This is a genomic window from Micromonospora sp. NPDC051141 (assembly GCF_044455765.1).
GTDB lineage: Bacteria > Actinomycetota > Actinomycetes > Mycobacteriales > Micromonosporaceae > Micromonospora.
This window is the reverse complement of record NZ_JBITFD010000008.1, coordinates 217403-241444: the sequence shown is the minus strand read 5'-3', so window position 1 is coordinate 241444 and position 24042 is coordinate 217403. Positions and strand designations below refer to the sequence as shown.

Annotated in this window: 23 protein-coding genes; 9 read left to right on the top strand and 14 right to left on the bottom strand. The window is 72.5% G+C overall.

Annotation, left to right across the window (positions count from 1 at the left end):
• Positions 1-32: 32 nt before the first annotated feature.
• Both dop and arc read right to left on the bottom strand, forming a co-directional pair.
• On the bottom strand, positions 33-1550 hold the full coding sequence (gene dop / locus ACIA6B_RS17745) for a depupylase/deamidase Dop (RefSeq protein ID WP_396774491.1): 1518 nt from the start codon (positions 1548-1550) through the stop codon (positions 33-35).
• Between the two features lie 141 nt (positions 1551-1691).
• Positions 1692-3473, bottom strand: a complete 1782-nt coding sequence (arc, locus tag ACIA6B_RS17740) for a proteasome ATPase (RefSeq protein ID WP_396774489.1) — start codon at positions 3471-3473, stop codon at positions 1692-1694.
• Between the two features lie 176 nt (positions 3474-3649).
• Here arc and ACIA6B_RS17735 point away from each other — a divergent pair, with 176 nt between their 5' ends.
• Complete coding sequence (locus ACIA6B_RS17735) at positions 3650-3943, top strand: ferredoxin (RefSeq protein ID WP_107155586.1); 294 nt, start codon at positions 3650-3652, stop codon at positions 3941-3943.
• A gap of 94 nt (positions 3944-4037) precedes the next feature.
• Here ACIA6B_RS17735 and ACIA6B_RS17730 read toward each other — a convergent pair whose 3' ends face one another.
• From ACIA6B_RS17730 to ACIA6B_RS17720, 3 genes are all read right to left on the bottom strand, one after another.
• Positions 4038-4610 carry a hypothetical protein gene (locus tag ACIA6B_RS17730; protein ID WP_281940757.1) on the bottom strand — a complete coding sequence of 191 codons (573 nt, stop codon included), beginning with the start codon at positions 4608-4610 and terminating at the stop codon, positions 4038-4040.
• A gap of 149 nt (positions 4611-4759) precedes the next feature.
• Positions 4760-5704: a tRNA (adenine-N1)-methyltransferase gene (locus ACIA6B_RS17725; protein ID WP_396774486.1), complete on the bottom strand. Its 945-nt coding sequence runs from the start codon at positions 5702-5704 to the stop codon at positions 4760-4762.
• Entirely contained in the window at positions 5701-6843 is a 1143-nt protein-coding gene (locus ACIA6B_RS17720; RefSeq protein ID WP_396774484.1) for a M50 family metallopeptidase, read from the bottom strand. Before ACIA6B_RS17720 ends, ACIA6B_RS17725 begins: the two co-directional genes overlap by 4 nt.
• An 82-nt stretch (positions 6844-6925) precedes the next feature.
• On the opposite strand from ACIA6B_RS17720, the gene ACIA6B_RS17715 reads away from it, so the two are divergent.
• The 4 genes from ACIA6B_RS17715 (at position 6926) to ACIA6B_RS17700 (ending at position 13145) form a co-directional block, all read left to right on the top strand.
• Positions 6926-7843 carry a RecB family exonuclease gene (locus ACIA6B_RS17715; protein WP_396774483.1) on the top strand — a complete coding sequence of 306 codons (918 nt, stop codon included), beginning with the start codon at positions 6926-6928 and terminating at the stop codon, positions 7841-7843.
• A gap of 1047 nt (positions 7844-8890) precedes the next feature.
• On the top strand, positions 8891-9574 hold the full coding sequence (locus ACIA6B_RS17710) for a response regulator (protein ID WP_396774481.1): 684 nt from the start codon (positions 8891-8893) through the stop codon (positions 9572-9574).
• 257 nt (positions 9575-9831) lie between these two features.
• On the top strand, positions 9832-10599 hold the full coding sequence (locus ACIA6B_RS17705; RefSeq protein ID WP_107155580.1) for an ABC transporter ATP-binding protein: 768 nt from the start codon (positions 9832-9834) through the stop codon (positions 10597-10599).
• Positions 10599-13145, top strand: a complete 2547-nt coding sequence (locus ACIA6B_RS17700; RefSeq protein ID WP_396774478.1) for an ABC transporter permease — start codon at positions 10599-10601, stop codon at positions 13143-13145. Before ACIA6B_RS17705 ends, ACIA6B_RS17700 begins: the two co-directional genes overlap by 1 nt.
• A 42-nt stretch (positions 13146-13187) precedes the next feature.
• Here the strand turns inward: ACIA6B_RS17700 and ACIA6B_RS17695 are convergent, their stop codons facing one another.
• From ACIA6B_RS17695 to ACIA6B_RS17685, 3 genes are all read right to left on the bottom strand, one after another.
• The gene (locus ACIA6B_RS17695) at positions 13188-13826 is read right to left on the bottom strand and encodes an HAD family hydrolase (RefSeq protein ID WP_396774476.1); all 639 of its coding nucleotides are present in this window, start codon (positions 13824-13826) and stop codon (positions 13188-13190) included.
• Positions 13827-13941: 115 nt separating this feature from the next.
• Positions 13942-14691 carry a neutral zinc metallopeptidase gene (locus tag ACIA6B_RS17690; protein ID WP_396774474.1) on the bottom strand — a complete coding sequence of 250 codons (750 nt, stop codon included), beginning with the start codon at positions 14689-14691 and terminating at the stop codon, positions 13942-13944.
• A gap of 85 nt (positions 14692-14776) precedes the next feature.
• Positions 14777-15274, bottom strand: a complete 498-nt coding sequence (locus ACIA6B_RS17685; protein ID WP_396774472.1) for a hypothetical protein — start codon at positions 15272-15274, stop codon at positions 14777-14779.
• A gap of 56 nt (positions 15275-15330) precedes the next feature.
• Here ACIA6B_RS17685 and ACIA6B_RS17680 point away from each other — a divergent pair, with 56 nt between their 5' ends.
• The gene (locus ACIA6B_RS17680; protein WP_396774470.1) at positions 15331-15747 is read left to right on the top strand and encodes a hypothetical protein; all 417 of its coding nucleotides are present in this window, start codon (positions 15331-15333) and stop codon (positions 15745-15747) included.
• A 39-nt stretch (positions 15748-15786) separates the two neighbouring features.
• On the opposite strand, the gene ACIA6B_RS17675 is transcribed toward ACIA6B_RS17680, so the two are convergent.
• Genes ACIA6B_RS17675 through ACIA6B_RS17665 form a run of 3 tightly spaced genes read right to left on the bottom strand, consistent with a single transcriptional unit; the run spans position 15787 to position 16439 of the window.
• Positions 15787-15993, bottom strand: a complete 207-nt coding sequence (locus ACIA6B_RS17675) for a hypothetical protein (RefSeq protein WP_396774469.1) — start codon at positions 15991-15993, stop codon at positions 15787-15789.
• A 58-nt stretch (positions 15994-16051) separates the two neighbouring features.
• Entirely contained in the window at positions 16052-16231 is a 180-nt protein-coding gene (locus tag ACIA6B_RS17670) for a hypothetical protein (RefSeq protein WP_396774467.1), read from the bottom strand.
• Between the two features lie 52 nt (positions 16232-16283).
• Positions 16284-16439 (bottom strand): hypothetical protein, encoded by a 156-nt coding sequence (locus ACIA6B_RS17665; RefSeq protein WP_396774465.1) that lies wholly within the window; start codon positions 16437-16439, stop codon positions 16284-16286.
• A 52-nt stretch (positions 16440-16491) separates the two neighbouring features.
• Between ACIA6B_RS17665 and ACIA6B_RS17660 the strand changes: the two genes are divergently transcribed.
• The 3 genes from ACIA6B_RS17660 (at position 16492) to ACIA6B_RS17650 (ending at position 18239) form a co-directional block, all read left to right on the top strand.
• Positions 16492-17151 carry an HNH endonuclease family protein gene (locus tag ACIA6B_RS17660; RefSeq protein ID WP_396774464.1) on the top strand — a complete coding sequence of 220 codons (660 nt, stop codon included), beginning with the start codon at positions 16492-16494 and terminating at the stop codon, positions 17149-17151.
• A gap of 117 nt (positions 17152-17268) precedes the next feature.
• A complete protein-coding gene (locus ACIA6B_RS17655) occupies positions 17269-17604 on the top strand; it encodes a YnfA family protein (RefSeq protein WP_396774463.1) in 336 nt (111 codons plus the stop codon).
• Between the two features lie 2 nt (positions 17605-17606).
• Complete coding sequence (locus ACIA6B_RS17650) at positions 17607-18239, top strand: alpha/beta hydrolase family protein (RefSeq protein WP_396774461.1); 633 nt, start codon at positions 17607-17609, stop codon at positions 18237-18239.
• A 91-nt stretch (positions 18240-18330) separates the two neighbouring features.
• Here the strand turns inward: ACIA6B_RS17650 and ACIA6B_RS17645 are convergent, their stop codons facing one another.
• The 3 genes from ACIA6B_RS17645 to metH all read right to left on the bottom strand — a co-directional run bounded on the left by ACIA6B_RS17645 (position 18331) and on the right by metH (position 24033).
• Positions 18331-19833 carry an FAD-binding oxidoreductase gene (locus ACIA6B_RS17645; protein ID WP_396774459.1) on the bottom strand — a complete coding sequence of 501 codons (1503 nt, stop codon included), beginning with the start codon at positions 19831-19833 and terminating at the stop codon, positions 18331-18333.
• Positions 19834-19954: 121 nt separating this feature from the next.
• Entirely contained in the window at positions 19955-20425 is a 471-nt protein-coding gene (locus tag ACIA6B_RS17640) for a hypothetical protein (protein WP_396774457.1), read from the bottom strand.
• A gap of 104 nt (positions 20426-20529) precedes the next feature.
• Entirely contained in the window at positions 20530-24033 is a 3504-nt protein-coding gene (metH, locus tag ACIA6B_RS17635; protein WP_396774609.1) for a methionine synthase, read from the bottom strand.
• Between the last annotated feature and the right edge of the window lie 9 nt (positions 24034-24042).

The window sequence follows — 24042 nt, the reverse complement described above, 5'->3', positions numbered from 1 at the left end:
TTCGGCACGCAACGGGCCTTCCGGCAACCGGCTCAGCCGCCGGTCAGCAGCTCCAGCAGATCCTTGGCGCTCTCGCACCTGTCGAAGAGCTGGCCGACGTGCGCGCGGGTGCCCCGCTCGGGCTCCATCATCGGCACCCGGACCAGCGACTCCCGGCCCACGTCGAAGATGACCGAGTCCCAGCTCGCGGCCACCACCTCGGAGGCGTACCGGTCCAGGCACCGGCCGCGGAAGTAGGCCCGGGTGTCCTCTGGCGGCTCGGTCATCGCGGTGCGGGTCTGCTCGTCGGTGAGCAGCGTCTTCATCGAGCCGCGCTGGACCAGCCGGTGGTAGAGGCCCTTCTCCGGCCGCACGTCGGAGTACTGCAGGTCGACCAGTTGCAGCTTGTGCGAGCCCCAGCCGAGCTTCTCCCGCTCCCGATAGCCCTCCAGCACCCGCAGCTTGGCCACCCAGTCCAACTCGTCGGCGCACTCGAAGGCGTCGCGGCCGAGCCGGTCCAGCACGCTCTCCCAGCGGTCCAGCACGTCGGCGGTCTGCGCGTCCACGTCGGGGCCGTACCGCTGGTCCACGAAGGAACGGACCCGCTCGTGGTAGGCCCACTGCACGTCCAGCGCGGTCAGCCGGCGACCGTCGCGCATCCGCATGAGGTGCTTCAGGGACGGGTCGTGGCTGACCGCGCGCAGCTCACCGACCGGGTCGGCGATGCCCAGGTCGGCGCCGAGCGCCTTCTCCTCGATCATGGCGAGGATCAGCGACGTGGTGCCGACCTTGAGGAACGTGGAGATCTCGGAGAGATTGGCGTCGCCGATGATGACGTGCAGCCGGCGGTACTTGTCGGCGTCCGCGTGCGGCTCGTCGCGGGTGTTGATGATGGGCCGCTTGAGCGTGGTCTCCAGCCCGACCTCGACTTCGAAGAAGTCAGCACGTTGGGAGATCTGGAAGCCGCTCTGGCCGCCGTCCTGGCCGATGCCCACGCGGCCGGCGCCGCAGACGATCTGCCGGGTCACGAAGAACGGCGTCAGGTACGCCACGATGTCGGCGAACGGGGTCTGCCGGCGCATCAGGTAGTTCTCGTGGGCGCCGTAGCTGGCGCCCTTGTTGTCGGTGTTGTTCTTGTAGAGGTGGATCGGGTGGGTGCCCGGGATGGTGGCGGCCCGTCGGGCCGCCTCGGCCATCACCCGCTCGCCCGCCTTGTCCCAGCGGACCACGTCGAGCGGGGTGGTCACCTCCGGGGTGGAGTATTCGGGGTGGGCGTGGTCGACGTAGAGCCGGGCGCCGTTGGTGAGTATCACGTTGGCCAGGCCGAGGTCCTCGTCGGCGAGCGCCTCGGCCGGGTCGTACGCCGCCCCGGAGTAGGTGAACCCGCGGGCGTCGCGCAGTGGCGACTCCTCCTCGTAGTCCCAGCGGGCCCGTCCGCCCCGGTTGAGTTCCGGTCGCGCCCCGTAGGCGTTGACCACCTGCGAGGAGGTGACCATCGGGTTGGCTCCGGCCTGGCCGGGCACGGAGATGCCGTACTCGACCTCGGTGCCCATGATCCGTCTGACGCTCATCGACCTGCCCGCTCCGCTCGCCGTCCCGGTCCCCGTCACGTCGAGCGTAGTCGGCACATCGACGGTAGGTGGCGCGCCGTCCCGCTCGGAGACGGCCGACCGGGGCGGCGCCGGTGTGGCGCCGCCCCGGTCGGGCCGGTCTCAGAGGTACTGGCCGGTGTTGCTGGCGGTCTCGATGGACCGCCCGGCCTCGGTGCCCTTGCCGCCGGAGACGAGCGTGCGGATGTAGACGATCCGCTCGCCCTTCTTGCCGGAGATGCGGGCCCAGTCGTCGGGGTTGGTGGTGTTGGGCAGGTCCTCGTTCTCCCGGAACTCGTCGACGCACGCGTCGAGCAGGTGCTGCAACCGCAGCCCCTTGCGCCCGGAGGTGAGGAACTCCTTGATGGCCATCTTCTTGCCCCGGTCGACGATGTTCTGGATCATCGCGCCGGAGTTGAAGTCCTTGAAGTAGAGGACTTCCTTGTCGCCGTTGGCGTACGTGACCTCGAGGAAGCGGTTCTCCTCGGTCTCGGAGTACATCCGCAGGACGACGGCGTCGATCATCGCGGCCACGGTGGCCTGCGGGTCGCTGCCGTGTTCGGCCAGGTCGTCGGCGTGCAACGGCAGGTCGGCCAGGACGTACTTCGTAAAGATGTCCTTGGCCGCCTCGGCGTCCGGCCGCTCGATCTTGATCTTCACGTCGAGCCGACCGGGCCGCAGGATCGCCGGGTCGATCATGTCTTCCCGGTTGGAGGCGCCGATGACGATGACGTTCTCCAGCCCCTCCACGCCGTCGATCTCGCTGAGCAGCTGGGGAACGATGGTGTTCTCCACGTCAGAGGAGACGCCGGAGCCGCGGGTGCGGAAGATCGAGTCCATCTCGTCGAAGAACACGATCACCGGGGTGCCCTCGCCGGCCTTCTCCCGGGCGCGCTGGAAGATCAACCGGATGTGCCGCTCGGTCTCGCCGACGTACTTGTTGAGCAGCTCGGGACCCTTGATGTTGAGGAAGAAGCTGGTGTGCCGCTCCTTGCCCAACCGCTCGGCGATCTTCTTGGCGAGCGAGTTGGCCACCGCCTTGGCGATGAGCGTCTTGCCACAGCCGGGCGGACCGTAGAGCAGGATGCCCTTCGGCGGCCGGAGCTGGTGCTCGCGGAACAGGTCGGCGTGCAGGAACGGCAGCTCCACCGCGTCGCGGATCTGCTCGATCTGCGCCTGGAGGCCACCGATGTCCTCGTAGTCGACGTCGGGCACCTCCTCCAGGACCAGCTCCTCGACCTCACTCTTCGGGATCCGCTCGTACGCGTACGCCGAGCGGGGCTCGATCATGAGTGAGTCGCCGGCCCGGATCGGGCTGCCGATCAGCGTCTCGGCGAGGTGCACGATGCGCTCCTCGTCCGAGTGGGAGACCACCAGCGCCCGGTCACCCGGCGCGCCGTCCGGACCGACCAGGATCTCCTTGAGCATCACCACCTCGCCGACCCGCTCGAAGCCGAACGCGTCGACGATGTTGAGCGCGTCGTTGAGCAGCACCTCCTGCCCACGGCGCAGCTCGTCGGTCTCCAGCGAGGGCGAGACGGCCACGCGGAGCTTGCGCCCGCCGGTGAACACGTCCACCGTGCCGTCGTCGTGCTTCGCCAGGAAGACGCCGTAGCCACTGGGTGGCTGGGCGAGCCGGTCGATCTCCTCCTTGAGCGTCACGATCTGCGCGCGAGCCTCCTTGAGGGTGCTCACGAGCCGCTCGTTGTTCTCGGTCAGCCGCGCCAACTGTGCCTGGGTGGCCGCCAGCCGCTCTTCGAGCTGCCGGACGTGTCGGGGGCTTTCGGTCAACTTGCGCCGCACCAGAGCGAGTTCCTCTTGCAGGAACGCGACCTGCGTGGAGAGATCGTGGGCTTCCTTTTCCCACCGTGCGGCGCGCGAGTCCGCGTCGTCGCTGCGTGCCACGTCCCACCTCCCCGGGGGGCTTGAACGTTCTGAGCTAACACTAGCCGCTATGAGCCCGATTCGGTCCTCCGCAACGCGCTCGTCACCGAAGCTTGATCGCCAAGGGCTGGTCGACGGGCGGGTACGGGCGTTCGGGTACCGTCGGAGTCCGGGACGGGAGAACATGGGGGGTGCTTGTGACGGACGTCGCGACCGACCAGTTGCAGGTCTGGGTCGACCAGGACCTCTGCACGGGTGACGGGCTATGTGTGCAGTACGCCCCGGAGGTCTTCGAGTTCGACGTCGACGGCCTGGCGTACGTCAAGGGCCCGGACGGCGAGCTGCGGCAGGCCCCGGGCGCCCGGGTGGACGTGCCGGAGCACCTGCGCCTCGAGGTGATCGACTCGGCGAAGGAGTGTCCGGGCGAGTGCATCCACGTGACGCGGGGCAGCGACGGCGTCGAGGTGGCCGGCCCGGAGGCCGAGGACTGACGCACGGCTGACGCGGGCCGGGGACGGGCGTCCCCGGCCCGCGTCGTGCCGCCACCAACCCATGGCCCGGTCCGGCTCGGAAGCACGGGCCGGCTCAGAGCATGGGCCGGCCGACCACCGAGGCCACCAGCCGGGCGAACTCCTCCAGCCGGGTGATCTGCCCCGCGCCGCCGTCGTCGAGCGTCTTGCCGAAGCGCAGCGCGTCGTGCCGCGGGGTGCCGGCCGCGTCGTCGCTCGGCGGCGCCTCGTCAAGCGAGCTGAGCAGCAGGTACACGTCGATGCTGTCGACCCGGACCGTGCCGTCCTCGGCCCGGGTGAGCCGGCGCCGGCAGCCGACCTCGGTGACCGTGGAGACCGGCACCACCCGCAGCGACGAGGTCATCGCGCCGGGCGGCCCCTCCCCCGGCGGCACGTCCTCGCCGTGCCAGAGCACCAGCCGGCTGCCGTCGCAGACGACGACCTCCTGCCACACCCCGTTGACCTCGTTGACGAAGCGTTCCAGCGTGAAGCCGAGCACGGAGGCCCCGCGCAGCACCCCGCCGAGCGCCTCCAGGGCGATGTCGGGGTCCCGCAGGTACGCCCGGGCGGCCGATTCCAGGTCGGCGTAGGGCGACCAGTCGGGAAAGACGGCGGGCATCTCGCCGTTGCCGTAGCCGGGACTGCTCACGCCACCTCCCGTCGACCGGTACCGCCGGGGCCGGGACGGACGCGCCCACCGCGCGTCCCGGTCCGCTCTGTCATGCTTACCGTCTCCGGTGTCGTCGTCCCCACGGGCACACATGATCCGCCCGACCGTGGCGGTTCGCGCGGCGGGGGTCAGGACCCGTCGGGCTCCTCCGCCGGCCGGGCCGCCGCCGCGGCGCGCAGGGCGTCGCGGCGCTGCGCGTACGCCTCGGCGCCCTTGCTGGGCTTGCGCCGGCGCGGCGGCGCGGTGACCCCCGGGGCGAGCTTGCGCGCGGAGACCAGGAACGCGGTGTGCGCGATCATGCGGTGGTCCGGCCGGACCGCGAGACCCTCGGCGTGCCAGTCGCGGACCATCGACTCCCAGGCGCGCGGCTCGGTCCAGCCGCCGCGCTCACGCAGCGCCTCGACCAGCTCGGAGAGCTGCGGCGTGGTGGCCACGTAGCCGATCAGCACGCCGCCGGGGACCAGCGCCCGCTCGACCATGTCGAGCATCTCCCACGGGGTCAGCATGTCGAGGATGATCCGGTCGAAGCCGGTCTCGGCGCAGTCGGCGACGTCACCGACGTGCAGCCGCCAGGCCGGGTGCGGGCCGTTGAAGAACGCCTCGACGTTGCGCCTGGCGATCTGGGCGAAGTCGTCGCGCATCTCGAAGGAGTGCAGCTCCCCCTCGGTGCCGACGGCGCGCAGCAGCGAGCAGGACAACGCGCCGGAGCCGGCGCCGGCCTCCAGCACCTTCGCGCCGGGGAAGATGTCCCCCATCGCGACGATCTGCGCCGAGTCCTTCGGGTAGATCACCTGTGCGCCGCGGGGCATGGAGAGCACGTAGTCGGAGAGCAGCGGTCGCAGCGCCAGGAAGGCGGTGCCGCCACCGGCGGTGGTGACCACGCTGCCGTCGGGCAGGCCGATGAGCGTGTCGTGCTTGAGGATGCCGCGGTGGGTGTGGAACTCCTTGCCGGGCTCCAGCGTCACCGTGTGCATCCGGCCCTTCGGGTCGGTGAGCTGGACCCGGTCGCCGATCCGGAACGGCCCGCGGTGGACCGGGGGCAGCGCCGGGACGGTGGAGTTCTCTGCGGTCACGTGTTCGTCTTCCGTTTCGGTTCGAGGAGCTGGGCGAGGTCCGCGACGTGGAGCACGCCGACCACATCTTCGCCTGCCGTCACCAGGTACTGCGCGCCCGGGTGGGTGCGGACGGTCTCCAGCACCCGCTCGCCGTCCGCGCCGACCGGCAGGACGGGCAGCGCCGCCAGGCCGCGGGCCACCTCGTCCACCGCGAGCCACGGCCGCCGTTCCGGGGGTACGGCGGCAGCGCGCGCCGGGTCGACAAGCGCCACGGTCCGGCCGGCGGAGTCGACCACGGCGAGCGCGGCGTCCGGCGTGCCCGCCTCGGCGCGGCGGCGCTGCGCCTCGGCCAGCGGGGTGCCGGTGGGCACCGGCAGCAGCGGACGGGCCAGCCGGGTCAGGTCGACCAGGTGCAGCCGGCGACCGATGCGGGCCAGCCGGATGGACTGCCCGGCGCCCCGCCACAGCGTCAAGGCGACCAGCAGGAGCAGCGGCAACGCCAGCGGGGCGAGCGCCCGGCGCAGCGTGAGCGCCACCACCAGGGCCAACGTGCCCAGCGCCACGGCCCGGCCGACCCAGCCGGCCACCTCGGTGCCCCGGTGCCGGTCCCGGGTGAGCGCCCAGACCGCGGCGCGCAATGCCCGCCCGCCGTCCAGCGGCAACCCGGGCAGGCTGTTGAAGATCGCCACCACCACGTTGCTGACCGCGAGCTGGAAGGCGAGCTGGTGGCCGAGGGTGCCGGCGGGCAGCGTGAGCGTCGCGGCGACCGCGCCGGCGCCGAGCACCGCGGACACGGCCGGGCCGGCCAGGGAGATCAGCAGCTCGGTCCGCGGGTCGGGGGCGTCGGAGTCCATCTCGGTGTAGCCGCCGAGCAGCTCCAGCGTGATTCCCCGCACACCGATACCGAACCGGCGGGCGGTGAGCGCGTGCCCCAGCTCGTGCAGCAGCACCGAGCCGAGCAGCGAGACGACGAAACCGAAGCCGACCAGGTACCCGCCGAGCGGGCCGAGGTCGAGCTGGCGGCGGGCCAGCGCCGCGTAGAGCACGGTGACCACGACGGTGAGCAGCAGCATCGACGCGTCGGCGCGCAGCGGCACGCCGAAGACCCGGCCGAGGCTCAGCCCGGGCCGGCGCGGCCGTCGGGTCCGCTGGTCCACCCCGGCGATGCTACGCGTTTGAAGATCATGGTCCGGCACGGCGACGGTGGTGGTGTCACACCGGTGGCCTAACCTTCCGGGCATGACGGCGGAACCGGTGATCGACACGCAGGGCGACCCGACGGCGGCACCGACGCCGGTCACGGTGCGGGCGTCGTTGTCGCCGTCGCGGGCGGCCGACTTCAAGACCTGCCCGCTGCTCTACCGGTTCCGCAGCATCGACCGGCTGCCGGAGCGCCCCACGGTCGAGCAGGCCCGGGGCACGCTTGTGCACGCCGTGCTGGAGCGGCTGTTCGACCTGCCGGCCCCGGCACGCACCCCGGAGTCGGCCGGCGATCTGGTCGCCCCGCAGTGGGACCGGCTGGTCACCGAGGAGCCGGAGCTGGCGACGCTGTTCGCCGACGACGACCCGGCCGGCGTGGAGGGGTTCCTGCGCTCGGCGGCGGGGCTGCTGGAGGGCTACTTCGCGGTGGAGGACCCGCGCCGGCTGGAGCCGGCCGAGCGCGAGGCGTTGATCTCCGCGGTGGTCGACGACGAGCTGCTCATCCGCGGCTATCTCGACCGGCTCGACGTGGCCCCGGACGGCGCGCTGCGGGTGGTCGACTACAAGACCGGCGGCGCGCCGCGCGAGGCGTTCGAGGCGCGGGCGCTGTTCCAGCTCAAGTTCTACGCGCTGGTGCTGTGGCGGACCCGGGGCGTGGTGCCGCGGGTGCTGCGCCTGCTCTACCTCAAGGACGCCGAGGTCTGCGACTACGCGCCCGACGCCGACGAGCTGGTGCGCTTCGAGCGCACGGTGGTGGCGCTGTGGCGGGCGATCGAGCAGGCCACCGCGCGGCAGGATTTCCGGCCCCGGCCGAGCCGGCTCTGCGACTGGTGCAGCCACCAGGCGCTCTGCCCCACCTTCGGCGGCACGCCGCCGCCGTTCCCGGTGGCCGCCGCCGCGCCCGACCCGCTGGTGGACGCCCGTTCCCGACCGGCCAGTCCCGGGGCCGACGAGTGAGGCCCGTGCCCGCCGGGTGAGCCCCTGAGGCCCGGATCCGTCGACGGGCGGGTCGTCCCCGCCGCGCCAGCACAGCCCCAACCCGCCCCCCGCCCGGGCCCTCCCGATCCACCCGGGCAGCACGCCCACCCGCCCTCGCTGAAGTCCCCCGAACCAGCAGGGCAGCATGCCCCACCCCACCCCACCCCCGCCCGGGGTCCCGCGCGCCACCAGGGCAGCGCGCCCATCCCCGCCCGAGCCTTCGACCCGCCACGAGCAGCGCGCCTCCTCATCCCGCCCGGGCCTTCGATCCACCATGGGCAGCGCGCCCACCCATCCCCGCCCGTGCACCCCGATCCACCACGGGCGGCGCGCCCACCCATCACGTGCGATCCCTTCTCCTCCCCAACCCATGTCCGCCCCACCCGACGCCGCGCGCCGCCTCTCTTTCCCCCGAACATGGCCCCGCTTCCCGGAAAGTGGGGCCATGCCGGCGCTGATACCCACGCTTTCCCGGAAAGTGTCACCCCCGCCCCGGGGCGGGCTCGCTTCTCCCGACGGCGGGTCACGCGGACCCCGATGAGGCCGCTTTCACGGAAAGCGGCCTCATCAAGGTCCCTTGACGCCCGCTTTCCCGGAAAGCGGGCGCCCAGGAACCCTCATGGGCACGCTTTCCGGGAAAGCGGTGGGTGGAGCGGGCGGGGCGGGCGCACGCGCGGCGGGGCGGGACAGGTGAGTGCGCAACGGGGGGTGCACGCAGTGCGGGGCGGGTGAGTGGGGGGCGGGGCGGGTGCACGCAGTGCGGGGCGGGTGAGTGGGGGGCGGGGCGGGTGCACGCAGTGCGGGACGGGTGAGTGCGGAACGGGGATGGATGGGTGGGTGGGGGCGGTGGGCGGGGCGATTGGATCGGATCCGGTGCGTCGGCGTACGGGAACCGGTCGCCCTCTACGGTGGGTTCCTGCGGACCGCTCGACGCCGGGGCGGTGGTCTCCGGGTGTGCGCCCGGCGCCCGCCGGCCCGACCGACCCGGTTCCGGGCTGACCGCCGTCCAGCACGACGAGGGAGACGATGACCGACGCCGCCGCGCCCCGACCGGTTCGGGTCCTGCTCGCCGACGACCAGCCGCTGCTGCGTGCCGGGTTCCGGATGGTGCTGGGCGTCGAGGACGACCTGGACATCGTGGGCGAGGCGGGCGACGGCGTGGAGGCGGTGGAGCTGGCCCGGCGGCTGCTGCCCGACGTGGTGCTGATGGACATCCGGATGCCGCGGATGGACGGGGTGGCCGCGACCCGGACGATCGTGGACGCCCGACTGCCGGTACGGGTGCTGGTGCTGACCACGTTCGAGCTGGACGAGTACGTGGTCGGCGCGTTGCGCGCCGGGGCGAGCGGCTTCCTGGCCAAGGATGTGCCGGCGGAGGACCTGGTGACCGCGATCCGCACGGTGGCGGCCGGGGAGGCGGTGGTGGCGCCACGGATCCTGCGTCGGCTGTTGGACCGCTTCGCCGACGTGCTGCCGGATCCGGCGGCCAGCCGGCCACGGGTGCTGGACCCGCTGACCGACCGGGAGCGGGAGGTGCTGGTGCAGGTGGCGCGCGGGCTGTCCAACGCCGAGATCGCCCGGGCGCTGTCGGTCAGCGAGACCACGGTCAAGACGCACGTCGGGCACGTGCTGACCAAGTTGAAGCTGCGGGACCGGGTGCAGGCGGTGGTCCTGGCGTACGAGACGGGGCTGGTGCGACCGGGGAACTAGGTGGCGGTGCTCACGTACCGTGACCAACGGCGGCGGCGAGGGGTTGACCGTGACGCGGCGTGAGGTTCTACCGTCGGCGTCGCCGGCCGGTCAGGGATCACCCTGAGCCGGTCTGGGGGGCGACCCTCACCGGAAATTCGGCACGGATTCCGCCCGGGGTCGGACGGATCCGGGGCCGGCGGCACCGAGGATGGAACTGCCGCACCGACCAGCGGGGGCGGTGCGGATCAGCAAGCCAGACGGAAGAGGTAGATGACGTGACCGCGACGGTAGGCCGGCAGGCGCAGGCCGCGGCCCGGGCGAACGACGTGTGGAAGGTGTACGGCAGCGGCGAGGCGCAGGTCATCGCGCTGCGGGGGGTGAGCGCCGAGTTCGAACGCGGCCGGTTCACCGCGATCATGGGACCGTCGGGCTCGGGCAAGTCGACGTTGATGCACTGCCTCGCCGGTCTGGACTCGGTGACCCGGGGCACCGTGATGATCGGTGAGACGACGGTGACCGGGCTCAACGACTCGGGCCTGACGAAGCTGCGGCGGGACAAGGTCGGTTTCATCTTCCAGCAGTTCAACCTGCTGCCCACGCTCACCGCGCAGGAGAACATCCTGCTGCCGCTGTCGATCGCCGGCCGCAAGGCCGACCCGGCCTGGTACGACACGGTGATCGACACGGTCGGGCTGCGGGAGCGGCTCGGGCACCGCCCGGCGCAGCTCTCCGGCGGCCAGCAGCAGCGGGTGGCGTGCGCGCGGGCGCTTGTCGCCCGCCCCGAGGTGATCTTCGCGGACGAGCCGACCGGCAACCTGGACTCCCGGTCCGGTGCCGAGGTGCTGAACTTCCTGCGCAGCTCGGTACGCGAGCACGGCCAGACGATCGTCATGGTGACCCACGACCCGACCGCCGCCGCGTACGCCGACCGGGTGGTCTTCCTGGCCGACGGGCAGATCGTCTCGGAGCTGATCGAGCCGACCGCCGACACGGTGCTGGACACGATGAAGAAGCTGGACGCGCCGGTCGAGGTGGGCAACTGATGTTCCGGGCAACGCTGAAGAGCCTGCTGGCGCGCAAGCTTCGCCTGCTGCTGTCCGGGCTGGCGGTGGTGCTCGGCGTCATGTTCGTCTCCGGCGCGTTCGTGCTCACCGACACGCTGGGTCGCTCGTTCGACGCGGTCTTCGCCGACGCCTACGCCGACGTGGACGTGAACGTGGCGGCGAAGCCGAAGGTCGAGGTCTCCGAGACCGAGGGCGAGCAGGTGGCCGGCCCGGTCCCGGCGTCGCTCGTGGACCGGGTGAAGGCGGTGCCGGGCGCGGCGGACGTGCGCGGTGTGGTGGCGGCCGACGGCGCGCGGCTGATCGGCGGCAACGGCAAGGTGGTCACCTCGTTCGGGCCGCCGCAGCTCGGCGAGAACTGGCTGGGCGAGAGCGACCTGGTGACGTTGCGCGAGGGGCGCGGCCCGCAGGCCGACGACGAGATCGTGGTCAACGCCGCGCTGGCGAAGGCGGCCGGCGTGCGGGTCGGTGACCGGGTCGGCGTGTTGACCCTGTCGCCGAAGAAGGAGTTCACGCTGGTCGGCGTGTTCGGCTACAGCGGTGGCCGGGACTCCGTGGGCGGCGCGAACGAGGTCGCCTTCACCACGCCTGTCGCGCAGCGGTTGATGCTCGGCAAGCCGGACGTGTTCTCCAACATCACCGCGCGGGCGGACGGCACCACGCCGGAGGCGCTGCGCGACGAGGTGTCCGGCGCGCTGGGTGGCGCCTACGACGTCAAGACCGGCGACCAGCTCGCCGACGACGCCTCGGCCGGGCTGAAGGAGGGGTTGTCGTTCTTCAACAAGATCCTCCTGGGGTTCGCCGCGGTGGCGTTGCTGGTCGGCACGTTCCTGATCCTCAACACCTTCTCGATCATCGTGGCCCAGCGCACCCGTGAGCTGGCGCTGATGCGAGCCATCGGGGCCAGTGGCCGGCAGGTCATCGGCTCGGTGGTGCTGGAGGCGGTCGCGGTGGGCCTGATCGCCTCGGTGCTCGGCCTGGCCGCCGGCATCGGGGTGGGCGCGCTGCTGGCGTACCTGTTCGGGAAGCTCGCCGGTGGTCTGACGCTGGCCGGGCTGGGGGTGCCGCCGGCGGCGGTGATCGGCGCGTTCGCGGTCGGCCTGCTGATCACGGTGGTCGCGGCGCTGCTGCCGGCGCTGCGCGCCGCGCGGATTCCGCCGATCGCCGCGATGCAGGACGTCGCCACGCCGGACCGGCCGCTGACCAAGGTGACCGTCGGCGGCGCGGTGGTCACCACGGTCGGCGCGGTGCTGCTCTTCCTGGGCCTCAGCGGCAACGCCGGCGACAACACGCTGGCGACCATCCTCGGCGGTGTGCTGTTCGCGTTCATCGGGGTGGCGCTGCTGACGCCGGTGATCAGCCGGCCGGTGGTGTCGCTGCTCGGCGCGATCTTCTCCTGGTCGGTGCCGGGCAAGCTGGGCCGGCTGAACTCGGGCCGCAACCCGCGCCGGACCGCCATCACCGCCGCCGCGCTGATGGTGGGCATCGCGCTGGTGACCGGCGTGACGGTGATCCTGGACTCGGCGAAGGGCAGCATCAGCGCGCTCGCCGAGGACCGGATCAAGGCCGAGCTGGTGATCTCCGGCGCCTCGTCCGGGCCGCGTCCGGCGAGTTTCGACGCGGCGGTGCTGGAAAAGACCGCCGCGATCCCGGGCGTGCAGTTGGTCGACGGCGAGTACGGCGACATGGCCACGGTGGGCGGCGAGCGGACCTGGGTGGCGGCGTCGAGCAACGTGGCGGCGCTGGAGCGGATCTTCGGGGCGAAGGCCACCGCCGGTGACATCAGCCGGCTGGCCCCGGACCAGATGCTGCTCAGCTCGGACACCGCGAAGTCCCGCAACCTGTCGGTCGGCTCGACGGTGCCGGTGCAGTTGTCCCGCGGCGAGGCCCGCACGTACACGGTCAGCGGCATCTACGAAAGTTCCCAGCTCACCAACCCGGTGGTGCTGCCGCCGCAGGCGACCGCCGACTTCGCCATCCCGCAGCCCATCCAGGGCTTCGTGCAGCTCGCCCCGGGCACCTCGGTGGGCGCGGTGCAGCCGCAGGTCGAGCGGCTGCTGGCGGACAGTCCGGAGGTGTCGGTGGCGGACCGGGCGGCGTTCATCAAGCAGCAGACCAGTCAGCTCGACACGCCGCTGCGGATGATCCAGATCCTGTTGGCGCTGGCCATCGTGATCGCGGTGCTGGGCATCATCAACACGCTCGCGTTGTCGGTGTTGGAGCGCACCCGGGAGCTGGGCCTGCTGCGGGCGATCGGCCTACGTCGGGCCCAGACCATGCGGATGATCACGGTCGAGGCGGTGGTGATCTCGGTCTTCGGCGCGCTGCTCGGCGTGGTGGTCGGCACCGGTCTCGGCGCGGCGGTGGTCCGGGCGCTCAAGGACGAGGGCATCACCGACCTGGTCCTGCCCTGGGGCCAGATGGTGACGTTCCTGGTGCTGGCCGCGATCATCGGTGTGGTCGCGGCGGTGCTGCCGGCGATCCGGGCCGCGCGGATCAACGTGCTCGGCGCCATCGCCCACGACTGAGGCGCACGGCGGGGCCCCTCCCGGCGGGAGGGGCCCGTCGGCCTACCGGTTCAGCAGCGCGGCGAGCAGCTCCAGGTCCGCCGCGGTCAGGCTCTCCAGCTGGTGTACGCCGTCGGTCGGCGGCAGCGGCACCTCGGCCGGTACGGCCAGCACTGCCGCGCCGGCGGCCAACGCGCTCGCCACGCCGGTCGGTGAGTCCTCGATCGCCACGCACCGCTCGATCGGCACGCCCAGCAGCTTCGCGGCGGTCAGGTACGGCTCCGGGTGCGGCTTGGCCTCGCCCACCTCGTCGCCGCAGACCACCGCGTCGAAGCTGTCCCGGCCGAGGGTCTCCAGCGCGACCTCGACCAGGGACCGGCCGCTGGAGGTGACCAGCGCGGTCGGAATGCCGGCGGCCCGGACGGCGCGCAGCAGCGCCAACGCGCCGGGACGCCACCGCAGCCCGGTGCGGAACAGGTCGAGGATCCGCGCGCTGATCCAGTCGGCGCTGGCCTGCGGGTCGCGTTCCGGCTGGCCCAGGTCGGCGTGCACGATCCGCATGGAGTCGGCCATCGCGGTGCCGATGATCGCCTGGCGGGCCTCGGCGGAGAGCGTGCCGCCGTAGACGGCGGCCAACTCCTGCAACGCGACGTCCCACAGCTTCTCGCTGTCGACGAGCGTGCCGTCCATGTCGAAGAGCACGGCGGCGGGGTGTGGGCTGCTCAGCGGGGGCCTCCTTCGGTGGGCGTACGCCGCCGATCCTGCCAGCCGGACCCGGCCCGGCCGGCGTCGCCGCCGGCCGGGGTGACCTGTGGCATCAGCCGAGGTCGCACGCCTTCAGCGAGTTCTCGTAGCCGGCAAAGAACTTCTCGCTGCGCTGCTCGGCGGTGCCGTGCGCGCCCTCGGCGAACCACGGCTGGTCGGGGTCGTCGCCGACCGCCAGCAGCCCCTCCCGGAACTCGTCCAGGTCGCCGTCGGCCAGCTTCAGCGACCCGGCGCGCACGCTGTCGCCCAGGTAGGCCCCGGCCATGCAGTCGGCCTGCAACTCCTGCTGGATGGTGTACTCGTAGCGGATGCCGAGCCGGGTCTGCACGCCGTGCGCGTACTCGTGGCCGAGCAGGTAGAACAGGAACGCGTCGCCGATCTGCCGGAACGCCGACACCGACCAGTTCACGTCGTAGGCGATGAAGTCGCCGGCCGAGCAGTAGACGGCGTTGTTGCGCGGCAGCGGCTGCCCGCCGCAGGACACCTCGCCGGCCCGGGTGTACGCCACCACCCGCCGGATCGGCCGGAAGCGTTCCCCGGAGGAGCGGAACTGCGCGGTCCAGTACTGCTCGGCGCCGGCCACCGCGTCGGAGAAGTCCTGCTTGAACTCGGCGACGCTGGTGGTGCCGTCGGCCCGGGTGGTCTCCGCGCCGGGGGACGCCGCCCGCCCGCTGCGCTCGGGGGCGGGCTGCTGCGGCTCGCCCTGGTCGAGCCCGCCGCCCATGCAGCCGGCGGCCACCACCACGGCCACCACCAGCCCGGCGAGCGGCCCGAGCCGCCGACGTCCCGTCCTGTCCCCCACGACTACCTCCCGGCTGTCCGACCTGTGTTCCGCGCAGTACCCCGGTATCCACCGGCTCTCACGCATCGGCGGCGGCGAACGTTCATCAGGTGTCGACGGCGGTGATCAGCAGCAGCGCCGCGCCGGGGTCGAGGCGCACCTCGGCGGCGCCCGCGTCGTGGTCGACGCTGCGCTGCCAGCGCACCCCGGCCGGCACGTACCCGGCGAGCGCCGGCCACACCTCGGGCGGCGCGCCGGTCACCGGCGTCCAGGTGTACGCGGCGGCGAGCGCGCGGGCGTCGGCCGGGGTCAGCCGCACCACCGCCTGGTAGCGCCGGTCGGTCGGGCCGGGCGCGCGGGAGCAGGCGAAGCTCGGATAGTCGACCTGCCAGTGGATCTCCGGGTACGCGCCGATGCCCGGCACGTCGGCGTCGGTCCACCGCCGGTCGGTGCGGACCTTGGCCTCCTCGGCGGCGACCCGTGCCGCGCAGTCCCGCTCCGCACCGTCGCCGGTGCGGGCCAGCCAGGTCACGCCGCCGCAGGCGGCCAGCAGCGCGACGCCGAGCGCGGCGGCGAGCACGAGGAACCATGATCGTCGGGTCACGCCGGCAGGGTAGCCGCCGCCGGCCACCGTGGAGCGCCCTCGGTACAGTCCCGGCCGTGGAGCCCGACGTGACACTCGCCAGCGTCGTCTACTGGCGGCGCAGCCTCTGGAACGGCCGGCGGTGCGTGCCGGTGCTGATGACGCTCGACCAGGGCCGGCTGCGGGCCCGGGACCGGCACGGCGCGGAGGTGTTCGCGGTGCCCGTCGGCCAGGCGCGGGGGCGGTTGACCCGGCTGGGCACGCTGCTGCTGACCGTCGACGGCCGGCGGTACGACGTGGTCGGGCGGGGGTCGGACATCTCGCCGTCGCCCAGCCCCGACCAGCGGCGCGGGCTGGACGAGTTCTGGGCGCACCGGACGCCGCCCTCCGGCGACGGGCCGGGCTTCCTCGACCTGGCGTTCAACGGGGCTGCGGCGTTCCACACCCGGTCCTGGCGCGACGCGCTGGCCCGCGCGGGCGCGGCGGTGCGCTGAGCGTCGACCGACGCGCCGCGCCGCGAAGAGCGGCGGCGTTCAACCGGTGAAGCCGTGCCCGCCGCTGTTCCAGCCGTCGTGTTGGGCTCGTGCCCGCTCGGCGGCCCGCCGGTGCCGTTCGACGCGGGCCGCGCGGGTCGCCGTCGGGTCCTCGTCGAGGGTGCGCCGCCGGTCGCGCCAGGAGACGTGGCCGACCACGCCCAGCGCGAGCAGCAGCAGACCCGCCGCCACCAGTACCGCCGTCATGACCGCCACGGTAGGCGACGTCGGCCACCGTAGGGGGCCGCCGACCCGCTCCGGGTGCTCAGTCGAGGCCGCGCATGATGTGCGGCTCGCCGTCGTCGTCGCCGAAGCAGCGGTGCAGGATCTGGGCGCGGGCCCACAGGTCCAGGCTGCTGGGCGGCCCGGCCGGCGTCGAGCGGACCGGCGCGGCCAGGACGGGGCCCTGGTCGGGCGGCACCTTCGACGTCACCTCGTCGGTCATCTGGTGCCCCTTTCGTCGTACCCCAGGCTCGTCACCGGCCGTCTCGACCGCGTCAATCGGACGGCGCGGGCGTGGACGCGGCGCTGCCGCCTCTTCTGCGAAAGTAGCCCGCCGGGCCGGCCGGCACAGTCGAATTCGTGTCGTCCTCGGGCGCGGTGTCGATGGTCAGGCGATGTTCACCGAGATCGACCTGGACCGTGACGTCCACATCTGTCTATATGAGGGGGACAGTCGCGCCGTTCCCGTACGGATGGAGTCCCATGTCCCGCAACCTGCGCGCCACGGCCATCAGCCTCGCCGCGATCCTGGCCACCACCCTCGGCCTCGCCCAGCCCGCCCCCGCCGCCGGCTACTCCGCGTCGCTCACCAGCGCGGTCGCCGGCCTCTCCGTCGCCACCGAGGTCCGCACCGGCTACAGCCGTGACCTGTTCCCGCACTGGATCGACGCCGACAGCGACGGCTGCCACACCCGCAACGAGGTGCTCTACGCCGAGGCCACCACGAAGCCCACCATCAGCGGCACCTGCACGCTCTCCGGCGGCCGGTGGTACTCCTACTACGACAACGCCACCTGGACGGCCACCGCCGACCTGGACATCGACCACATGGTCCCGCTCGCCGAGGCCTGGGACTCCGGCGCCCGGAACTGGACCACCAGCCGCCGCCAGGCGTACGCGAACGACCTGGGTGACGCACGCGCCCTGGCCGCGGTGACCGACAACGTCAACCAGGCCAAGGGCGACCAGGACCCGGCCACCTGGCTGCCGCCGTACGCCTCGGCCCGCTGCCGCTACGTCGGCGAGTGGGTGGCCGTCAAGATCCGCTGGCGGCTCACCGTGGACAGCGCGGAGAAGAGCGCGCTGACCAGTTGGGCGAACAACTGCCCGGCCGCCACCATCTCGGTCACCTACGCGTACTGACCGCCTCCGGCGCTCCGGGCCGGCGACGGCCCGGAGCCGCCGGGATGAGGGCGGAGCACGAGGAGTTGACCACCGCGCGGCTGACCCCGGCAAGATCGCCGCGGTACGGTCGGACCCATGACCGTCGCGCGATCCATCCTGCTGTTCCTGGTCGCCGCGCTGGCCGAGATCGGCGGCGCGTGGCTGGTCTGGCAGGGCTGGCGGGAGAACCGCGGCCTGCTCTGGATCGCGGGCGGGATCATCGCGCTCGGCGTGTACGGCTTCGTGGCCACGTTCCAGCCCGACCCGAACTTCGGGCGCATCCTCGCCGCCTACGGCGGCGTCTTCGTCGCCGGGTCGCTCGCCTGGGGCATGCTCGTCGACAAGTTCCGGCCCGACCGCTACGACCTCGCCGGCGCGGCCATCTGCCTGGTCGGCGTCGCGATCATCATGTACGCGCCGCGTGCGAGCTGACCGTGCTGTTCGCCCCAGAGACGACGGAACTGTCCTTCCGCCACGGCGACGACGTGCTGGTCGGCGACCTGGTCCGGCCGCCCTGGCCGGGACCGTACCCGGCGGTGGTCTTCGTCGAGGGCTCCGGCCCGGGCGGTCGCGACCAGCGGGAGTGGCAGACCCGGCTGGCCGCCGCCGGCTTCGCCAGCCTCGCCCACGACAAACCCGGCTCCGGCGCGTCCACCGGCGACTGGACCCGGCAGAGCCTGGTTGACCGGGCCGACGAGACCCTGGCCGCGGTGGCCGCCCTGCGCGCGAGGCCGGACATCGGGTCGGGTCCGGTCGCGTTGATCGGACACAGTCAGGGCGGCTGGGTGGCGCCGCTGGCCGCGTCCCGCTGCTCGCCGGCACCTCGCCCGCGTCGATCCGCTTCCTCGCCGGCATCGCCGACCACGACCCGCAGCCGGCGCTCGCCGCCCTGCGTTGCCCGTTGCTGGCGATCTTCGGCGCGGGCGACGTGCAGGTCCCGGTCGACGCCAGCGTGCGCGCCCTGGACCGGATCCGCGCCGACCCCACGGTCGTGGTGTTCCCCGACGCCGACCACCACATCCGGGTCCGGGGCGTGCGGGCGCCCGGCTTCGACGAACTGGTCGTGACCTGGCTCCGCCAGCGGCTACCCGCCGCGCCGGAGTCCGTCCTGCCGCACGCCTGACCCGGCGCCGCAGAGGCAGCCCCGATCCGCCGCCGTCAGCACGACGCCGGCGGGATGCTCTGCTCGTACTGGAAGACGTTGTGCGGGTCGTAGACCGCCTTGAGCCGGCGGAGTCGCTCCACGTTCGGCCCCCAGTACGCGGTCTCCCACTCCTGCATGCCGATGTTCGGCACGTTGACGTAGGCACCGTCCACGTAGGGGCGCAGCGCCTGGCTGAACTCGGCGATCCACGCCTGGGCCGCCGGCGTGAGGGCGTCGCCGCTGTCCGGCACGCCGCGGGTCCCCCAACCGGCCCCGGGCTCGGAGTAGAAGATCGCGTCGCGGTGCGGGAACGCCGAACCGCCGACCGGCTGCTTCGCCTGCGCGCCGACACCGAACGCCTGGGTGAAGAAGTTGCTGTCGTCGGTGGGCGCGACCGCGATGAAGGAGCGGACGATCTCGATCGCCTCGGGCGGGAACAGCCGGCGGGTGAACTGGGAGAAGAACTTCCAGTTCGCGGGCTCGTCCCGGGTCGGGACCTGGAACCCGGCGTAGATGTCGCCCCAGCCACCGATCTGCACCGTGACCTGCGGGGCGCCGACCGACAGGACGGGCTCCAGCAGCCTGCGCACCTCCGCCTCGGTGCCCTCGGCGAGCACGCCGAACAGTAGGATCTGCGACCGGTGGATCTCCAGTTGGGAGCCGAGGCGCACGTCGGTGAACGGCGCGGTGCGTTGCCACCTGTCGAAGACGCCCGGCAGGTCGTCGAGGCCGGACCAGGTCGCCTGGAGGTAGGCGACGCCGCGCAGCGGGGCCACCCGGTAGGTCAGCGAGGTCACGATGCCGAAGTTGCCGTTACCCGCCCCGCGTAGGGCCCAGAGCAGGTCCCGGCGGTTCCGCAGGTCCACCTCGATCGCCTTCGCGCCGTTCGCCCCGGACGCGACGACGATCTCCGCCCCGATCAGGTTGTCGCAGGCCATGCCGAGCCAGCGGGTCAGGAAGCCGAAACCCCCGCCCAGAGTCGCCCCGGACAGGCCCACGCTGCCCTCCGTGCCGGTCGTCACCGCGAGCCCTCGCTGGGCGAGCGCGGTGACCGCCTCCAACTGGTTGAGCCCGGCGCCGACGCGTGCGGTGAGCGTGGCCGGGTTGATGTCGGCCGACTTCAGCTCACTGACGTCGATCACGATGCCGTTGTCCACGTTCGACCAGCCCTCAAGGCTGTGCCGGCCGCTGCGTACCCGCAGCGCGACGTCGTTCTGCCGCGACCAGGCGAGCGCGTTCACCACGTCCTGGGTGTTCTGCGCGAACACGATGACCAGCGGGTTGCGGACGAACAACTCGTCCCAGCCGAGGCTCGCGGTCGGATAGTCGGGGTCACCGAACCGCACGATGCGGCCGGTCAACTGCGCCGGCGGGCACTCGGCCCAGACGGGCGCCCCGGAGCCGTCGGTGCCGGTGACCGCCTGGGCGGGCCCGCCGAGCACGGCCGGCGCGACGACCGCCCCGGCGCCCACGGCGGCCGTCGCCTGGAGCAGCGTGCGACGCGAGATGTCATGCATGGTCGTGGCCCTTCGATCGGGTCGGTTGCGCCCTCACGTTAGGACCGGACAGTTGCCCATATAACCGGAAGAGGATGTGAGAACCCTTCCGAGTGATACCGATACGGGACAGAATTTGTCGTCAGGTGCCGAGCGCCTCGCGCACCGCGTCCAGGAAGACCAGACGCGGCTGCTCGAACATGTCCCGCGCGTCCTGCCCGTCCGGCACCCCCTCCCACACGGCGCCGTTGAGCACCAGGAAGTACGCCCGGGCGGCGTCGTGCACCGGGATCGGGAACAGCAGGCGGATCATCCGCTCCGCGACCCAGAACTGGTTCATCACCGACTGCGTCCGCGTCGGCCACTCCTCGCCGTCCTCCCACCGGTCGGGGCGGGTGAACGCGCAGCGTTCGGCGTCGGCCCCCACCGTGACGAACCGCTCCACCAGCGCCAGCCGCTCGGCCCGCCGGGCCTCCGCCCGGGCGAGATCCTGTTTACGCTCCTCGGTCCGGGCCGCCATCCGCTGGGTCGAATGCTGCACCAGATAGGAGAGTCCGCCGCCGATGGCCACACCGCCCAACGACGTCACCGCAGTCCACACCTCCACCGCCACGCACGCATGGTGCCCACCCCCGGCCGATCATGTCCACTCAGGACAGCGACAGGATGGTCTTGGCCCACCCCGACGCCGTGGGGTGGGCCACCGCCGAGCACGGGCTACTTGGCGTTGAAGTAGTTCGCCTCCGGGTGGTGCACCACGATCGCGTCGGTGGCCTGCTCCGGCACGAGCTGGAACTCCTCCGACAACTGCACGCCGATCCGCTCCGCGTCGAGCAACTGCACCACCTTCGCCCGGTCCTCCAGGTCCGGGCAGGCCGGATAGCCGAACGCGTACCGGCAGCCGCGGTAGTCGTTGCGCAGCAGGCCCGCCAGGTCGGCCGGGTCGTCGTCGGCGACCGTGCCGCCGCCCGGCAGCACCAGCTCCGACCGGACACGCCGGTGCCAGTACTCCGCCAGCGCCTCGGTGAGCTGCACCGACAGGCCGTGCACCTCCAGGTAGTCGCGGTACTCGTTCGCGGCGAACATCTTCGCCGTGTACTCGCTGATCGGCTGCCCCACGGTGACCAACTGCAACGCCACCACGTCCAACTGGTCGCCCTTCGGGCGGAAGAAGTCCGCCAGGCACAGCCGACGCTCCTGCCGCTGCCGGGGGAACGAGAACCGGGCCCGCTCGCTGTGCCCGTTCTCGTCCAGCACCACCAGGTCGTTGCCCTCGGAGTACGCCGGGAAGTAGCCGTACACCACGGCCGCCTCCAACACCTGGTCGGCGATCAGCCGATCCAACCAGTAGCGCAAACGGGGCCGACCCTCGGTCTCCACCAGCTCCTCGTACGTCGGACCCGTGCCGCCCCGGGCGCCGCGCAGCCCCCACTGCCCCAGGAACGTGGCCCGCTCGTCGAGCAGCGCCGCGTAGTCGGCAAGCGGCACGCCCTTGACCACCCGGGTGCCGAAGAACGGCGGCGTGGGCACCGACTCCTGCACCGCCACGTCCGAGCGCACCGAGGCGTCGTCCAGCTCGGGCAGCGCCTCGCGCACCTGGGCGCGCTGCCGCTCCCGGCGCTCCCGGCGGGCCGCCAGCGCGGCCTCCCGCTCCGGATCCACCACCGGCGCGCCGCCCCGCTTGGCCGTCATCACCCGGTCCATCAGCGACAGACCCTCGAACGCGTCCCGGGCGTAGTGCACCTGCCCCGGGTAGATCGACCGCAGGTCGTCCTCGACGTACGCCCGGGTCAGCGCCGCGCCGCCGAGCAGCACCGGCCAGCGCTCGGCGACGCCGCGCGACGCCATCTCGGCCAGGTTCTCCTTCATGATGACCGTGCTCTTGACCAGCAGCCCGGACATGCCGATGGCGTCGGCCCGGTGCTCCTCGGCCGCGTCGAGGATCGCGTTGATCGGCTGCTTGATGCCGATGTTGACCACGTCGTAGCCGTTGTTGGACAGGATGATGTCGACCAGGTTCTTGCCGATGTCGTGCACGTCGCCCTTCACGGTGGCGAGCACGATCCGGCCCTTGCCGTCGTCGTCGGCCTTCTCCATGTGCGGCTCCAGGTACGCCACCGCGGTCTTCATCACCTCGGCGGACTGGAGCACGAACGGCAACTGCATCTGGCCCGAGCCGAACAGCTCGCCGACCACCTTCATGCCGTCCAGCAGCAGGTCGTTGATGATGGACAGCGGCGTGCGCCCCTCGGCCATCGCGGTGTCCAGGTCGGCCTCCAGGCCGTTGCGCTCGCCGTCGATGATCCGCCGCTTGAGCCGCTCCTCCAACGGCAGCGCGGCCAACTCCTCGGCCCGGGTGGCGCGCGCCGACGCGGCGTCGACGCCCTCGAACACCTCGATGAACCGCTGCACCGGGTCGTAGCCCTCGCGCCGGCGGTCGTAGACCAGGTCGAGCGCCACCTCGCGCTGCTCGTCCGGGATCCGCGACATCGGCAGGATCTTGCTGGCGTGCACGATGGCCGAACTCAGACCGGCCTGGACGCACTCGTGCAGGAACACCGAGTTGAGCACCTGCCGGGCCGCCGGGTTGAGGCCGAACGAGACGTTCGAGATGCCGGCGGTGAAGTTCACCCCCGGGTACCGGGCGACGATCTCCCGGATCGCCTCGATCGTCTCGATGCCGTCGCGGCGCGTCTCCTCCTGCCCGGTGGCGATCGGGAACGTCAGCGCGTCGATGAGGATGTCCTCCCGGCGCATCCCCCAGCGGCCGGTCAGGTCGTCGATCAGCCGGCTGGCCACCCGGACCTTCCACTCCCGGGTCCGCGCCTGGCCCTCCTCGTCGATGAGCAGCGCCACCACGGCGGCGCCGTGCTCCTTCACCACCGGCATGACCCGCGCGTAGCGGGAGTCGGGGCCGTCGCCGTCCTCGAAGTTGACGGAGTTGACCACGCATCGGCCGCCGAGCATCTCCAGCCCCGCCTCGATCACCGCCGGCTCGGTGGAGTCCAGCACGATCGGCAGCGTGGACGCGGTGGCGAACCGGCCGGCCAGCTCGCGCATGTCCTGTGTGCCGTCCCGGCCGACGTAGTCGACGCAGAGGTCGAGCAGGTGGGAACCGTCGCGGGCCTGGTTGCGGGCGATCTCCACACAGGTCTGCCAGTCGGCGGCGAGCATCGCCTCGCGGAACGCCTTCGAGCCGTTGGCGTTGGTCCGCTCCCCCACCATCAGGACGCTGGCGTCCTGGGCGAACGGCACGTGGTGGTAGATCGAGGAGACGCCCGCCTCCGGCTCCGGCGCGCGGGCCGTGGGGCGCCGCCCGCCGAGCCGCTCCACCAGCACCCGGATGTGCTCCGGCGTGGTGCCGCAGCAGCCGCCGATCAGGCCCACGCCGTAGTCGTCGACGAACTGCTCCAGCGCGTCGGCCATCTCCTCCGGGCCGAGCGGGAAGTACGCGCCGTCGGCGGTCAACACCGGCAGGCCGGCGTTCGGCATCACGGACACCGGGATGCGCGAGTGCCGGGACAGGTAGCGCAGGTGCTCACCCATCTCGGCCGGGCCGGTGGAGCAGTTGAGGCCGATCAGGTCGACGCCGAGCGGCTCGATCGCGGTGAGCGCCGCGCCGATCTCGCTGCCCAGCAGCATGGTGCCGGTGGTCTCCACGGCCACCTGGCAGATGATCGGCACGTCCCGGCCGGCGGCGTCGCGGGCCCGCTTCGAGCCGACCACCGCGGCCTTGACCTGGAGCAGGTCCTGACAGGTCTCGATGATCAGCGCGTCGGCCCCGCCGGCGATCAGGCCGGCGGCGTTCTCCTGGTACGCGTCGCGCAGCGAGGCGTACGGCGCGTGCCCCAGCGTGGGCAGTTTGGTGCCGGGGCCCATCGAGCCGAGCACGAACCGGGGCCGCTCCGGCGTCGAGTACGCGTCGGCGGCCTCGCGGGCGATCCGCGCGGCGGCCTCGGACAGCTCCCGGATGCGCTCGGCGATGCCGTACTCGGCGAGGTTGGGCAGGTTCGCGCCGAACGTGTTGGTCTCCACGCAGTCCGCGCCGGCCGCCAGGTACGCCTCGTGCACGCCACGGACCACGTCCGGCCGGGTGACGTTGAGGATCTCGTTGCAGCCCTCGAGGCCGTCGAAGTCGTCGATGGTGAGGTCGGCGGCCTGGAGCATCGTCCCCATGGCCCCGTCGGCGATGAGGATCCGGTCCGCCAGCAGGTCGCGCAACGAAGTAGC

Bases quoted from the DNA above. Each gene is read 5' to 3' on its own strand.
- dop (WP_396774491.1), bottom strand. From the start codon at position 1,550: ATGAGCGTCAGACGGATCATGGGCACCGAGGTCGAGTACGGCATCTCC.
- ACIA6B_RS17715 (WP_396774483.1), top strand. From the start codon at position 6,926: ATGACGGCGGAACCGGTGATCGACACGCAGGGCGACCCGACGGCGGCA.
- ACIA6B_RS17710 (WP_396774481.1), top strand. From the start codon at position 8,891: ATGACCGACGCCGCCGCGCCCCGACCGGTTCGGGTCCTGCTCGCCGAC.
- ACIA6B_RS17700 (WP_396774478.1), top strand. From the start codon at position 10,599: ATGTTCCGGGCAACGCTGAAGAGCCTGCTGGCGCGCAAGCTTCGCCTG.
- ACIA6B_RS17675 (WP_396774469.1), bottom strand. From the start codon at position 15,993: ATGACGGCGGTACTGGTGGCGGCGGGTCTGCTGCTGCTCGCGCTGGGC.
- ACIA6B_RS17670 (WP_396774467.1), bottom strand. From the start codon at position 16,231: ATGACCGACGAGGTGACGTCGAAGGTGCCGCCCGACCAGGGCCCCGTC.
- ACIA6B_RS17660 (WP_396774464.1), top strand. From the start codon at position 16,492: ATGTCCCGCAACCTGCGCGCCACGGCCATCAGCCTCGCCGCGATCCTG.
- ACIA6B_RS17655 (WP_396774463.1), top strand. From the start codon at position 17,269: ATGACCGTCGCGCGATCCATCCTGCTGTTCCTGGTCGCCGCGCTGGCC.
- ACIA6B_RS17645 (WP_396774459.1), bottom strand. From the start codon at position 19,833: ATGCATGACATCTCGCGTCGCACGCTGCTCCAGGCGACGGCCGCCGTG.